Raw genomic sequence first — 14,284 nt, forward strand, 5'->3', positions numbered from 1 at the left:
GGGGGCGGGACTATGAATGACATTCTATTTGGCAATAACAACAAGGCTGTCATCAAAAAGCTGGCAAACCGCAGCTTCCGAAGCAACAAAATGCGGAATGTGATTGCGGTCATTGCGATTGCCCTGACAACCTTTCTCTTTACGGCAGTCCTGACCATTGGCATGGGTGCCAGTGGGACGCTGGAATACAGCATGGCAAAACTGATGGGGTCATCTGCTGATGCTCTGGTGCAGGGACTTTCCGAGGAGCAGTTTCAGCAGTTAAAACAAAATGCCATGTTTGAAAAGGTGGGCTGCTGGGTACCTGTTGATATTATGACCAACACCAACCGGCGTGTTGCAGAGGTCGATTACGCCGATCAGGCCCAGTTGGAGATTCGGATGCTGACGCCGCGTACAGGCTCTGCCCCTCAAAAAGTAAATGAGGTTTTGGTTTCTGCCAATATACTGAAGGATCTGAACATCGAAGAAAAAATTGGGGCAGAAATTCCCATTGAATTGAAGGCCCGTCAAAGTGGTCAAATTTATCATTTTGATATGGTCGTATCCGGTATTTATGACACGCCAAACGAAAAATCTGAATCGGTCATTGTTTCTAAGGCGTTTTTGGAAGAAAATCCAGAGATGATGAGTGATATTACGCAGGGGCGTATTGGTTGCGGCATTTATAGTGCGGATGTAGTGATGCGGGATAACTATATGGTAAAGGACCGCATTTCAGAGCTTGTCCGCAATATCGGCGGCAATCCGGACGATATCAATGCAGACAACGCGGTTCGCGTTGCCCTTAACCCCATCATTTCCGGTGACAGTGGTCTTATGATGTGGCTGGTAGCCAGTGTGTTTGGAATCCTGTTCATGTTCTGCGGGTATCTGCTGATCTACAATGTATTTGAGATTGCAGTTACCAACGACATTCGGCAGTATGGCCTGCTGAGGACTGTGGGAACTACTTCCCAGCAGATCAAGCGTTTGGTCAACCGGCAGGCGCTGTACCTGTTCCTGATTGGTACACCATTCGGACTGCTTTTCGGCATATTACTTGGTCGCAGTATTCTGCCTGTGGCACTCCAGATATTTGCTGTTGATTACAGCGGAGGAAACATTGAGGTCGGTACGCTCCCATATTGGGGCATTATCGTAGGTGCGATCCTGTTCTCAGGACTTACGGTTTATATCAGTACCAGAAAGTCGGTGAAGAAAGCCTCTCGTGTGTCACCTATCGAGGCTATCCGCTATGTAGAACAGGATACTGTTTCCATAAAGCGGAAAAAGACAAATGCCGGAGCAGTTATTCCCCGTATGGCGAAAGCCAATCTCCAACGCAATAAGCGCCGGACGGTCTTTATTGTGATCTCCCTGACTCTGAGCATTGTCCTTCTGAACTCGGTGTTTATATTCAGCGGCAGTTTTGACGAAGATGCCTATATTACAAAACAGACCCGAAGTGATTTTATGGTATATAGCCCAAGCATTCAAGCGGCATTTGGAAATGACTTTGGTCATAACAGCGCTGTTCCAGAGAGGGCGGTACAGGAAATCGAACAGCAGTCCGGAGTAATGAATGAAGTCTACCTATACCGAAACACTTTTGAAGATGACCATATTTCCTGTGATTGGGGAACTCCCTATGTGGTTGATAACACATATAAAAATAGCCAAATGTTGCCGGAGCACATCAACCAGGGGGTTTACCAAACAAGAAATAAAAGAAATCGTGCTGCACTGGCTGCGGATAACCATCCTCTCGGAAATGTGTTTGGCTTTTCGGAAAACTTCTTAGATAGAGTGGATATTATCGAGGGTGAAACTGATTTGTCTGTCCTGAAAGAAAAGCTATGGAATGAAAACAATGTAATTTTAGTAGCAAAATATAATGATAGAGGTAATTTAGCGGGTGGTTCGGAGAATCCCAATTACTATGGTCTATCAGTTGGAGATACCATTCAATTTTATGAAAATGGAATACCAACCGAGAAATTCACGGTGATTGCAAAAGTTGCGGGTACTGACAGCGAAGTAGATTTGACTGGCGGTGGTTCTAACATCTCGCGAATGATAGAAGGTCCCGGGATTTATATGGCCGAAAACAAATTCAAAGAGATTTATGAAATGCCTACTTTATATGGTTTCCTCTTTGATGTAGAGGAACAGTACCAACAGGATATGGAGAACCATTTGGCGCAAGATACAGATGTTGCCTACACCTCCATCTTGACAATGAAAGCGACTGTTTCCGGTGTGAAAAATGTCGTCCTGCTGATCGGTGGAGTGATCGGCGCTGTATTTGCTCTGGTGGGGCTGATCAATTTCATCAATCTGGTTATGACCAATATCATCACGCGCCGCCATGAGTTTGCTACTATGCAGAGCATCGGCATGACGAACCGGCAGCTCCGAAAGATGATAATTTCTGAAAGCTTCTCTTATGTGCTGCTGGCAGGGATTGTTGGTACACTGGCTGCGGGGGCGCTTGGCATGACATTGGTAAGGGCTTTTGTAGAAAACGGTCCAACCAGTCTGATGATGACATTCCAGATGACCTTGCTGCCTGCACTGATTATGCTGGCTCTATTTCTGGTATTGGCATTTATCGTTCCCGTTGTCGCGCTCCGGCTCTTTAACAATCGGAGTGTCGTAGAACGGCTTCGGGTAAATGAATAACAGGCTCAGCCATATCAAGTGAATACTTCCTACGCCGTCGTATGCGGCTGTGGGACACGAAAACCGGGGGATTTTTCTCCCGGTTTTTCAAATGTCACGAACTTGTGACATTTGGGGCCGAATTTAGCGGAAATTTTTTGTGGCTCGTGACATTTCTGTGAGGTTTGTTCGTTACAATGGGTCTAAGTGAAAGAAAGGATGGTGGTTCTCTATGAGCATTTTGCAGACGATTGAACTGAAAAAATACTACGGCACAAAGCCGAATATCACAAAGGCCCTGGATGGTGTGAACCTCTCTGTTGAGCAGGGGGAATTTGTAGCGATTGTTGGAACCTCCGGCAGCGGTAAATCCACGCTGTTAAACATGATTGGCGGGCTGGATGTGCCTACCTCCGGCAAGGTCATTGTGGATGGGCGCGACCTCTCTACATTGAAAGATGAGCAGCTTACCATCTTCCGCAGGAGAAAAATCGGCTTCATCTTCCAAAACTACAATCTGGTACCAGTTCTAAATGTTTACGAAAACATCGTGTTGCCCGTAGAACTGGACGGAAATAAGGTAGACAAAAGGTTTATGAAAGAAGTGGTGCGGATGCTGGGGCTGGAGGATAAGCTGAACAATATGCCCAGCAATCTCTCCGGCGGCCAGCAGCAGCGTGTAGCCATCGCCCGCGCTCTGGTATCGAAGCCTGCTATCGTTCTGGCTGACGAGCCTACCGGCAATCTGGATAGTATGACCAGCAGCGATGTGCTGAGCCTGCTGAAAGTTACCAGCACAAAATTCCACCAGACCCTCGTAATGATTACCCATAATAATGAGATCGCTCAGCTTGCCGACCGCATTATTCGGATCGAGGATGGTAAGATCGTACAGTAAGGGGGTGGGACTATGAATGATATTTTATTTGGCAACAATAATTCCAAAGTAATTACCAAGCTATCCAAACGCTATTTCAAGAAGAATAAGGTACGCAATCTGGCTGCACTGCTGGCAATTATCCTGACTGCTTTCCTATTTACCTCTATCACTTCCCTGGCGTTCAATATGGCGTCCTCCATCCAACTCTCTCTGCAAATGCAGAAAGGCAGCAAGGCGGATGGCACTTTGGGGTATATGACGGAGGAACAGTACGAGCAGCTTGTAAACAGCGATTTTGTGGACCAGGCAGGCCACCGGCGTATCATTGGCTATGCAAGCAACACTTCCAGCCATTCCATTGAGATCAATTATGCGGACAGTGTGCAACAGGAACTGACCTTCTGTGTGCCTACCCACGGAGCTGCACCGGAGAAAGCGAATGAGATCGCCACTACGGATTTGGCGCTGAAGGCGCTGGGTGTAGAACCTGAGATCGGCGCAGAGGTTCCGTTGGAATTTGAACTGCGGGGGAAAACTTATCATTACGATATGGTGCTTTCCGGCTGGTGGGAAGCAAGCAATGACTCTGTGAGCGTTGCGACTGTTTCAGAGCAGTTTATAAAGGAAAACCCCGATGTGGTCCAGAACACTTATGCGGTAGACCATGAAATGTCCGGCGTTACTTTTTCCGATGTCGTGCTGAAGAATAAAGCAAATGTTCAGCAGCAGTTGAATGAGTTCGTTTACTCCATTGGCGGCAATCCAGAGGATATGGGCGCAGACAATTTCATTCTCGCCTCTGAAAATCAAATGTCCCAGGGATTGACTTCATCAGAGTCCATCGTGTTTGCTGTTGTATTTATCCTGATGTTTGTCGTGTGCGGATACCTGCTGATCTACAATATCTTTGATATTTCTGTGATGCAGGATGTTCGTCAATACGGCCTGCTGCGGACGATTGGCACTTCCACACGGCAGATCAAGGGCATTGTGAACCGTCAGGCAGTCTGGCTCACGCTGATCGGGCTGCCTATTGGTCTGATCGCCGGTTTCTTTGCCGGTTGGGTGCTGCTTCCTATCGTGACAGAGATCATTAACCTTGAATACTCTATGGTGGGTACATCCGTATCGACCTCGCCCCTGATCTTTGTTATTGCCGCTCTCTTTACAATCCTGACCGTGTTTATCAGCACCCGGAAGCCTGCAAAAAAGGCGGCAAAGATTTCTCCTCTGGAGGCGATCCGCTACACCGAGCAGAACGCCTATAAAAAGAGAAGTGCCAAGCGTACCAATGGAGTAAAGCTGTCCCGCATGGCCTTTTCCAACCTGGGGCGCAATCGTCGGCGTTCAGCGTTCATCATTATTTCCCTGCTTCTGTGCATCGTCCTGTTTAACTCTATCATCATTGTGACGCAAAGCCTTGATGAAGAAAAGTGGGTAAACCGTGTTACCAGAACAGATTTTAATGTCTATAACTCCGCCGCATTTAATGTAATGGAAAGCGTTCAGCACCATGAAGATACGCTCTCACAGCAGGCGGTGGATCTGATTGCCGGACAGCCCGGAGTTGAGGATGAACGCTATCTTTACCGAAATACAAAAGACGATAGAAATGTGTTGGTTGACTATGGGTTTGAAGATTTAAGTGGCATAGAGCTATTCCACGAGGAAGAAGGCGTCGTAAATCAAAGCTATCAGGGATATAGCCTGTACACAAGTTCTGATACCGAAAGGCGCTATTTTGGTAATGTGATGGGAGCCTCCGAGAATTTCTGGGCGGATATGCGTATTTTTGAAGGCGAAAAAGATGCCGAAACCTTAACTCAGAAAATGGCTACCGGAGAATATGTCATTATTGGCTGTCCCATGGACAAACTGACAGAGGAACCAAAGAACACTCCGCTGACCGATCAGTTACAGGTTGGAGAGAGCATTTCCTTCTACAAGGGTGGGGAACTGGTCAAAACCAGCACTATCCTTGCGAAAGCGATCCTCGTGGGAACGGAAACCGAAACGCCGACAGGCGCCACCGCCCAGGCGCACATCGCCGCTGATGCTCCTTTTGTGTATCTTCCGGACACTGTATTTAAGGAAATCTATGACGCTCCCACGCTGCTGACTTATGGATTCAATGTGGATGAAGCCTTGCAGCCGCAGATGGAAGAATTTTTGAGCAGCTATGTGAGTGAAAATACTTCGGTTGCCTATACTTCCACCAAGCTGTTGAAAGAGCAGCTTGATTCGGTCCGCAGCATGATCCTGGTTATCGGCGGTCTGATTGGTTGCATCATGGCCTTTGCAGGACTGATTAACTTTACCAACATGATTATTACCAACATCATCACCCGCCGCCATGAGTTTGCTACCATGCAGAGCATCGGTATGACCGGCAAGCAGCTTCGCCGCCTGATGGTCTATGAGGGCATCTATTATGCCGCAGGCGCAGACATTATCGGCGGAGCAGTCGCAGCGATCCTGGCAGTCACAGTGCTAAAGAGCGCATTGAATGGCCCTTCCATGTGGTTCTTTACTCTGAATATTACATTGGTTCCCGTTCTGGTCATTGGTGTGCTTTATCTGCTGCTGGCTGCGGTCATTCCGCTAATCGTTCTCCACTTCTTTAACAAGGGAACTGTGGTGGAGCGGCTGAGGACATCGGAGTAACGGCAGAGATTGCTACAATAAATAATCATAAACCTATTGAAAGCCGGGAGGAGGCATTTCCTCTCGGCTTTCCTCAAAAAATTTGAAATCTCACAGATTGGTGAGATTTCAGCTTGTTATTTTGTCGAAATGGCGTATGCCCGTGACATTTCTGTGAGGATTGCCTGTTAAAATAAAAGAAAAGTGAAAAAGTTGCCGCACGATGGCAAAAGAAAAAAAGCCATCGTACAGCGACTATATTGTTATGCACTTTGCAACGGTGGCTTTGAAAAAATCAGAGCCGCCGTTTCCTTTCGTCTATCTAAAATGAACGACGACCCTACACCCTGCAATCTGGTACGGCGGCACATAGGAGGATGCCGCCATGTCAATTTTTGTCATTCACAATAGCCATGAGTTACACCAGCTAAAAAAAGTCTTGCCCCTCCTCCGGGGGAGTATGACTATCTATCAGTATTATCGTTCCATCTAAATCAGCAGAATAGTAGGTATTTTTGTTGCGCCGATTTCCCGTTATGGGGAGTTGGCGTTTTTTGCTGTCGATTTTTCGGGAAGGCGTGCGAAGTATGTCGCTGTCGATCCCCGCCTCCTTTCGATTCACTCGTCAACCGCCCGTGAATCGAAATGGAGGTACATAATGAAGAAAGTCAATCTTAGGGACTTATATCCCGATGTTTATAAAAACGATCACTTCGTAGAAGTAACAGAAGATGTGCTGGAGACGATCCGTGCCGCTGAGCGTGCAGAAGCTGCTTATGACCGGAGGATGTATCGCTATAAAGCGCATTACTCCCTGGACTGTGATAACGGCATTGAAAATGCGATCCTGATGAAGCCCCAGACGCCGGAAATGCTCCTGGAGGAAAAGCAGCTGCGGGAGCAGCTCTACGCCGCAGTGATGGCTCTGCCGGAGAAGCAGGCCAAGCGGATCTATGCTCGGTATTACCTGGGTATGCGTGTGAGCGAGATAGCAGTAGCGGAGGATGTAGACCCAAGCCGTGTCCGTGACAGCATCCGGCGTGGTCTGAAGCAGCTGGCAAAGTATTTTTGAAAAAGTTTCGTTTGGTGCGCTCGTTTTTTGCTCTTTTTGTCAGAGTTAATAAGAAGGACAAGTTTTCCCCCTTCAACAGCACTTTGACAATTTCATAGACAGCATAACAGGTACATAACCCGTGTACGAGCGAGTGTGGAACGCCGCGAAGATAGAGCAGTCAGGGAGGTGATGAACAAAGCTGCTTTGGAGCGATCTACGATTCCACAAAACGGATGGTGGCAGATCCGGCGCGAGGACTGCACGGGGGCTTAAAGATACTTCCTCACGGCCTCCTAAAGACTTGGGGGGAACCCTGCGGCGCACGAGTAAAACGACGCTGCGGAGTTATGACAACCGCGCCAGCGGAGACCTGCTATGTTCCCATCGTCAGGGTTGCGTGGCAAATGTGGCGAGAATTGAGTTACATTAAAATAGGAAGTGATTACTTTCTTAGGTGGTCGTTTTCTATTCAAAATCAGATACCATGCGCTGGCAGTTTCGGCTGCCAGCGTATTCATGTGATTTTGAAAGCACGATGATAACCTTGACAGATTGGAGGGAATATGGTCTATGGAAAAACTTATTACACGAAAAGAAGCTGCTGAAATCTTAGGAATCAGCATCGCAACGCTGGATGCCGCCCGTAACAACGGCTTGATTTCTTATGTGCAGTATGTTCAGAATGGCTGTGTGTATTTTACTGCGGCGGGTCTCCAAGAGTATATCGCAAAATGTACGCACAGGGCAAAGCCTGTTGAGAGAAGCACAACTTACCGTAAGCCTCGGAGCGGAAGATCGTGAGCCAGTCCGTATCCTTGATGGAATCAGAGATGTTTGATAAAACAAAGGTACAGCGCTGGAGACTATTCTTAGGAGGTGGAGGAATTGGCAAATAGAAAAATAATGCTTCCCCAATATGGCACAGTTATGAAAAGAGGTGTCCTATATTATAGGACCAGAATCAAAGATGCGAATGGAAAGCTCGTAGCTCTCTACGCAAAAACACCTGAAGAACTATATAACAAAGAAACGCTTGCATTGGAACAGATTGAGAATGCCACTTTTCATCGGAAAACGCCCACAGTTGCAGAGTATTGTGAAAAGTGGCTGCTGATGCAGTCGGTTCATGTACGAGCTACTACTTTGACGGATTACACCTCAAAGGTCAGGCGGCATATTATAGCGGAATTGGGAGATAAACGGATGGGTGAGGTTAGCCTGGATGATATTCAGCTTGCCCTTGTTCCGGTTTCCAAGAAATCTGCATCGGTTTATAAATCTGTGGTAATCCTTTACAAGTCTATCTTTCGCGCAGCGATGGAAAGCAGGATTATTGACCATAACCCAACGATTTATCTGACAACAAAAGGTGGCGGTGTTCCACAAGAGGATCGTCAGGCTTTGACAGATGAACAGGCAGCGCGCCTTTTGGATGCTATCCGGGATTTGCCGCCTTATGTCTTTGTCATGATTGGTTTATATGCAGGGCTACGGCGGGAAGAAATTCTTGCACTGCAATGGGATTCAGTATATCTGGATACAGATACTCCATATCTGACGGTAAGACGGGCATGGCACACCGAACATAACAGACCGGTGATTTCGGATGAATTGAAAACCAAGGCTGCGGAGAGAAATATCCCCCTCCCTGTTTGTTTGGCCGAGTGCTTGAAAGCAGCAAAGGAAACTTCGACTTCGGAATATGTAGTTTCAAACCGGGATGGCGAACCGCTGTCCTATACGCAGTTTAAGCGACTGTGGCAGTATATTGTTACGAGAACGGTCAAGGAACGGAGCTATTATCGGTATGAAGATGGAAAAAGAGTAAAGCATACTGTCACACCTGTCTTGGGAGAAAAGGCCGCTCATAACGGAAAAGTGGTTTACAGCCTGGACTTTGAGGTAACACCCCATCAGTTGCGGCATACTTACATCACCAACCTTATTCATGCGTCGGTAGATCCCAAAACGGTTCAATACCTGGCAGGCCATGAAAGCAGCAAGATTACCATGGACATCTATGCAAAGGTTAAGTATAACAGGCCGGATGAGCTGGTCAGATCAATGAGTTGCGCGTTTGCAAGCTGGGATGCAGCACAGTAATAATAAAATAGGAAATAAAGCAGGAGCGAGGCAAGGATGTCTCGCTCTTTGTTTTGCATCAGCCGTATCTTTGATTAAATCGAGGCTTTCTGATAAAAAGAGAGTGTAGATACGGAGACTACACATTATCAAGAAAGGACGATCAAAGATGGCAAAAAAGAAAACACAGATCCCGAAGTACGGGACCATTACATTGAAAGGAATCCAGTATTACAGAACCAGGATTACGGATGCAGATGGCAAAGAGTTGAGTTTGTATGCCGCTACTTGTGAAGAATTGTATGAGAAGCAGTTAGAGGCCCGGAAGCAGGTGGAAGAAATTATCTTTCACCGGCAGCACCCGACAGTAGCCGAGTATGGCGAGAAGTGGCTGCTGATGCAGTCGGCAAAGGTGTCTGCGTCTACACTCAGAGGTTATACGAGGGATATGACAAACTATATCATCAAACCTCTGGGAGAGATGTATATGGAAGAAGTGACTGCTGACGATATTCGGCTGGCTCTTGTTCCATTGTCAAAGAAATCAGAAGGCTTATACAATAAGGTCAATATGCTGCTCAAGTGCATTTTTTATACGGCAGAGCGAAACCAAATCCTTGAACACAACCCCTGTGCAGGAATATCCGGTAAAGGCGGAAAACCGACAAAAAAGAAGGAGGCATTGACAGATCAGCAGGTAGCCGTGCTTCTGGATACAGTCAAGGGGCTTCCTCCATATTTGTTTATTATGCTCGGTTTGTATTCCGGTCTGCGTCGGGAAGAAATTCTTGCACTGCAATGGGATTGTGTATTTCTGGACGAGGATACACCTTATTTATCGGTAAGGCGGGCTTGGCGTACAGAGCATAACAGACCCGTGATTTCTACGGTGCTAAAAACTCCGGCAGCAAAAAGGGATATTCCGATACCGAAGTGTTTGGTGGATTGTCTGAGAGAAGCGAAAGAAAATTCCATATCAGATTATGTGATCGCTGACAGCAAAGGAGAGCCGCTGGCTGCTTCGCAGTTTCAAAGAGTGTGGCAGTATGTAGTTGTCCGCTCCACCAAGCCCCGAAACTATTATAAGTATGTAAATGGGGAGAGTATCAAATATACGGTTACTCCAACGCTGGGTATGACCCAGAAGAATCAACCCAAAATCAAATATACGCTGGACTTCGATGTGACACCCCATCAGCTACGGCACACTTACATCACCAATCTTCTCTATGCGGGCGTTGATCCAAAGACAGTACAATACCTTGCCGGACATGAAAACAGCAAAACAACTATGGACATTTATGCAAAAGTGAAGTACAATAAACCAGAGGAGTTGTTTGGGGTAGTAAATGGTGCGTTTCATCAGCCTGTCGCTGAATGAAAAAAGGCCGTTTTTTATGGTCCGCACACCGGATAACTGAGAGGCAGAAAGCCGGAAAAGCCCGGAATATCAAGGGAAAACAGCTCAAAAACTCGCGCAATACGGTCTCAAAGCAGCTCGTAGAGCACCACAGTTCTCCAAACGTTAATCTCACGTTTACGAAGAATATCAGAAGAATTTTTATCCCGGAAGTCTCGGCTTCCGGGATTTTTCTAAAACAAATCACAAAGCAAATCTTAGTATTCGAACATATTCAAAGGCAAAAATCAGCCAAAACAATTCCAAATGAAACTGCTTGTACGGTTATATATATGAAATTTTTTATCTTGTCCGTGGCAATCGGAAACGAATTCGGCTCCATGAGATAAATATCTATTTTTAACCGTATGATTTATGTAAAATCACAAAGTAATTTTTGACTATCTTTTCAAAAGTTCTTATATGCCGGTATAGCCTATTGTTACAGGCTTTTCCGGCATTTTTCGTCATGGAAGATATTCTCAAATCTTCTTATATCCCCGTATGTTTTTGTGTTCAAAAGTAGTATGTGGAGTAGTAAATTCTCCATTTACTACTATGCAATCAGCCGCTTCATTTCGGTTATTGACGTTTCGGAAGTTGTGTGTGCGTAATAGTTCAGCGTCATATTGATGTTGGAATGTCCCATGATGTATTGCAATGCTTTAGGGTTCATTCCCGCATTTGCTAACGTGGTGCAGAATGTGTGGCGTAAGGTGTGCGGTGTCATTACCTTTGGCAATGCGACCTTTTGCGTTTTGTTGTATTTCCTTACAAGCCCCCGGAACATACTTTCATAGTTGACTGCCACTTTTGGCAAGCCGTTCCGGTTAAGGAACAGAAACTTTGTGTAGCCCTCTAAAATAACAGGCTGTACATATTTCCGTTTATTTAGCACCCGTTGAAATGCTTCCAACACTTTTTCACTCATAGGAATAACCCGGTTGCCGCTTTTCGTCTTAGGCGTTTCCACATAGTAGCCCACATCTGCAATCTTCAAAAGTTGGTGGTCTACATTGATAAGCTGTTTGTCTAAGTCAATGTCAGCTTCCGTCAGTCCGCAGAGTTCCGAAATGCGAAGCCCTGTCCCTAACAGTATGATAATCTCGTCGTAGTATTTCTGATAGACTTTATCATGCTGTACAAAGGACAGAAAAGCCGCTTCCTGCGTAGGGGATAGAGGTTCCTTTGGTTCCGTATCATCTTCAAGGACTGTGTTCAACTGGAAGTCAAATGGATTTTTACGAATACAATCGTCCTGTATGGCTGTGTAAAAGGCAGCCTTTAAGGAACGCTTGTGGTTGTTGATAGTCTTGAAGCCGTAACCTTTTTCTTTCATGCGTAACGCCCATTCCTTTGCGTCGGAGAGCTTCACATTTTCAATCCGGCAGGCTCCAAGTTTATCCTCCTGCAAAATCCGCATGAGCTGTTTTCGCCCCTGCTTTGTACCATGCCGCACATTTGCCCGGTGGCGTATCTGCTTTGCGTAGAGTTGGCAGACCGTCATTTTCTTTCCGATATGGTCGATACCGTCGTCAAGGTCTTTTTGGATTTCTTTCTCTTTTTCCCTCAACGCTATATCGTCGCGCTTTCCTGCCGGGGTTTTGTCCGTAGGCACTAACTTCCAAGAATAAACAAACTGCGGTTTCCCAAAGGTATCTATATATTTGTAGGCATATCTCCCGTCTTTTCTCTGGCTCTCTCCGGTGCGGAGAATACGATTTTTATTATCCCGTCTTTTTTCCGACATCGTTATGCTCCTTTCCATAATGGAAAGAGCCTTGATATGCTTGACTACATTGTACCACATTCAAGGCTCGATTTCACTATTAGATTGCGTCCACCGTATCAATCATTTTTTCAAACTGCTTACGCTTAATCTGAATACGGTTTCCGTTCATCATTACCCAGTCCGGGACGGGATTTTCTTCTGCCAGTTTCCGCAGCTTGCTTTCTCCGATACGGAAATATTTTGCTGCTTCTTCTATGGTAAGAGTGTACTTTTCCCAAATCGGCACGTCGTTATTGTTCAATTTGTCGTCCCCCTTTCTTAATGGGTCAAAAATCAATCTGTAACATAGGCTTTAATCGGACGGCTATTAGCGTAACCTCATGGGACTTGCACCCCTCCGGCGGTCTGCCGAAGCCCTACCCATTGCCTGCGACGCTTCTAACGCTCGGACTATGGCTGTAAGGAAGTATCATTATGTATTCTGTGCGTTATCGCCCGCAGGCTGCTATCCCTGCTTTACGGTGTGGTATTTCTCGCTCGCTTTTCTGTTAAGAGAAAGGTCATGGCGTACCCGCCGCATGGCTCGGCACAAAAGGAACGTATCCGATTTGCCTTATGCTGCGTCGCCGTTCTATTGCGCCGCTTTCTTTATCAAAGAGCAGGGGGCTGTCTTGCGGTATGGAACGGAAAAGGGGAAAGAAGCGTTCCAATATCGCGTAGGTTATTCAGCCCGAAAAGTGAGGATAGCCCTCATCAGTCTTGCTTGCAGCCGTTCCCGAATATCCTCGTCAACGCCATAATAGACATTGCCGCGCTCGTCGTAGAGCTTCCGCATGGAAAGACTTGCTATGTAGCCGCTGAAATGCTGCAAGACCATTTTCATAGCGTCCGGGTCGCCTTTGCTCGCCGCCAAAATAACGGGATAGGGAACAAGGGCATTTTCCGGGTAGTCGTTTTGATTACCATTCGTTCCATTCATCAGCGTGTTCCTCCAAATATTTCTTTAACAGTTCAAAAGAGCTTGTCCGTCTGTACTGTATCGTGCTGCGCGACGTATTGAACATTTTTCCGATTTCCACGTCAGTCATGCCCTCGAAATAGTACAGAAGTATAGCAGTTCTCTTTTCTTCCGGCAGGGTGCGTATTGCTTCAAGCAATAACTTCGGGGTTATTTCTTTTCCTGCCATTTGATAAGTCGGCTCGGCTGTTTCAGCTTGAAAATATTTATCCGTAGTGTAAAGCTGCCGTTCCTCATGCAAGGCAAGGTCACAAAAAGAAACTTCCCGTTTCCTGCGTCGCCGGATTTCATCATGGGCGTTACAGGCTTCGTTGTGTAGCACCCGTTTACAGAAACTTTGAAAGACACATTGCTTCTGAAATTCTCTGCGATTAGGTTCCATGTAATCACCTCCTTTCTGCCGAAAGGCGGTAGTACCTCCCCTTTTCGCGGGATAATACAGACGACTTTTTTAAACGCCGGACGAAAGCGAAAATTTCTTTGAAAAATCTTCTGTAAAATGCAAAATGCGCCCATCTGCAAGGCGCAGACCGACGCATAGGAAATAACAGCAGTATTTAATTGATTTGATAGTTCATCTGTATAGTCGGACTTGTCCGGTGGGGGAGCTATACTTTTTTTAATGAATGTAACCTATGTATGCTGTATAGCAACAAAGAAATCCCCATAGCGGCAGCCCTCCTAAATGCCGCTAATTTATGTTAGCGTAAGTAGGTAATCATCCGTACCTTGACAAAACAAAAAATCCCCCGGCACTTACCAGGGGAAAATCTGTCTCTTACTTTTTAAGTTTGCTGTGACAATCAGCTGGCAGGCTGGTGGACCAGGGAAGC

At 46.3% G+C, this 14,284-nt stretch carries 11 protein-coding genes; 7 read left to right on the forward strand and 4 right to left on the reverse strand.

Translation table 11 applies throughout. From position 1 onward, the window contains the following. Positions 1–12: 12 nt before the first annotated feature. From Selli1_RS07275 to Selli1_RS07305, 7 genes are all read left to right on the forward strand, one after another. The gene (locus tag Selli1_RS07275; protein ID WP_281872594.1) at positions 13–2,664 is read left to right on the forward strand and encodes an ABC transporter permease; all 2,652 of its coding nucleotides are present in this window, start codon (positions 13–15) and stop codon (positions 2,662–2,664) included. Between the two features lie 211 nt (positions 2,665–2,875). Next, on the forward strand, positions 2,876–3,541 hold the full coding sequence (locus Selli1_RS07280) for an ABC transporter ATP-binding protein (RefSeq protein ID WP_281872595.1): 666 nt from the start codon (positions 2,876–2,878) through the stop codon (positions 3,539–3,541). Between the two features lie 12 nt (positions 3,542–3,553). After that, positions 3,554–6,187, forward strand: coding sequence for an ABC transporter permease (locus tag Selli1_RS07285; protein WP_281872596.1), 2,634 nt, complete (start codon positions 3,554–3,556; stop codon positions 6,185–6,187). Between the two features lie 637 nt (positions 6,188–6,824). Next, a complete protein-coding gene (locus Selli1_RS07290; RefSeq protein ID WP_117500098.1) occupies positions 6,825–7,238 on the forward strand; it encodes a sigma factor-like helix-turn-helix DNA-binding protein in 414 nt (137 codons plus the stop codon). Positions 7,239–7,790: 552 nt separating this feature from the next. Next, positions 7,791–8,021 carry a helix-turn-helix domain-containing protein gene (locus Selli1_RS07295; protein ID WP_002571063.1) on the forward strand — a complete coding sequence of 77 codons (231 nt, stop codon included), beginning with the start codon at positions 7,791–7,793 and terminating at the stop codon, positions 8,019–8,021. Positions 8,022–8,105: 84 nt separating this feature from the next. Then, positions 8,106–9,323, forward strand: a complete 1,218-nt coding sequence (locus Selli1_RS07300) for a tyrosine-type recombinase/integrase (protein ID WP_119205546.1) — start codon at positions 8,106–8,108, stop codon at positions 9,321–9,323. Between the two features lie 148 nt (positions 9,324–9,471). Beyond that, a complete protein-coding gene (locus Selli1_RS07305; RefSeq protein WP_281872598.1) occupies positions 9,472–10,683 on the forward strand; it encodes a tyrosine-type recombinase/integrase in 1,212 nt (403 codons plus the stop codon). Between the two features lie 574 nt (positions 10,684–11,257). Here Selli1_RS07305 and Selli1_RS07310 read toward each other — a convergent pair. From Selli1_RS07310 to Selli1_RS07325, 4 genes are all read right to left on the reverse strand, one after another. Next, positions 11,258–12,451 (reverse strand): site-specific integrase, encoded by a 1,194-nt coding sequence (locus Selli1_RS07310; RefSeq protein ID WP_044477098.1) that lies wholly within the window; start codon positions 12,449–12,451, stop codon positions 11,258–11,260. A gap of 79 nt (positions 12,452–12,530) precedes the next feature. Next, the gene (locus Selli1_RS07315) at positions 12,531–12,734 is read right to left on the reverse strand and encodes an excisionase (RefSeq protein WP_009905235.1); all 204 of its coding nucleotides are present in this window, start codon (positions 12,732–12,734) and stop codon (positions 12,531–12,533) included. A gap of 420 nt (positions 12,735–13,154) precedes the next feature. Next, positions 13,155–13,412 (reverse strand): helix-turn-helix domain-containing protein, encoded by a 258-nt coding sequence (locus tag Selli1_RS07320; protein WP_009905237.1) that lies wholly within the window; start codon positions 13,410–13,412, stop codon positions 13,155–13,157. Next, the gene (locus Selli1_RS07325) at positions 13,393–13,833 is read right to left on the reverse strand and encodes an RNA polymerase sigma factor (protein WP_018112814.1); all 441 of its coding nucleotides are present in this window, start codon (positions 13,831–13,833) and stop codon (positions 13,393–13,395) included. Before Selli1_RS07325 ends, Selli1_RS07320 begins: the two co-directional genes overlap by 20 nt. Between the last annotated feature and the right edge of the window lie 451 nt (positions 13,834–14,284).

The sequence above is a fragment of the Sellimonas catena genome, from assembly GCF_027924685.1.
Lineage (GTDB): Bacteria > Bacillota > Clostridia > Lachnospirales > Lachnospiraceae > Sellimonas > Sellimonas catena.

Coding starts and splice junctions, on each gene's coding strand:
- Selli1_RS07275 (WP_281872594.1), top strand. CDS start 13: ATGAATGACATTCTATTTGGCAATAACAACAAGGCTGTCATCAAAAAG.
- Selli1_RS07280 (WP_281872595.1), top strand. CDS start 2,876: ATGAGCATTTTGCAGACGATTGAACTGAAAAAATACTACGGCACAAAG.
- Selli1_RS07285 (WP_281872596.1), top strand. CDS start 3,554: ATGAATGATATTTTATTTGGCAACAATAATTCCAAAGTAATTACCAAG.
- Selli1_RS07290 (WP_117500098.1), top strand. CDS start 6,825: ATGAAGAAAGTCAATCTTAGGGACTTATATCCCGATGTTTATAAAAAC.
- Selli1_RS07295 (WP_002571063.1), top strand. CDS start 7,791: ATGGAAAAACTTATTACACGAAAAGAAGCTGCTGAAATCTTAGGAATC.
- Selli1_RS07305 (WP_281872598.1), top strand. CDS start 9,472: ATGGCAAAAAAGAAAACACAGATCCCGAAGTACGGGACCATTACATTG.
- Selli1_RS07310 (WP_044477098.1), bottom strand. CDS start 12,451: ATGTCGGAAAAAAGACGGGATAATAAAAATCGTATTCTCCGCACCGGA.
- Selli1_RS07320 (WP_009905237.1), bottom strand. CDS start 13,412: ATGAATGGAACGAATGGTAATCAAAACGACTACCCGGAAAATGCCCTT.
- Selli1_RS07325 (WP_018112814.1), bottom strand. CDS start 13,833: ATGGAACCTAATCGCAGAGAATTTCAGAAGCAATGTGTCTTTCAAAGT.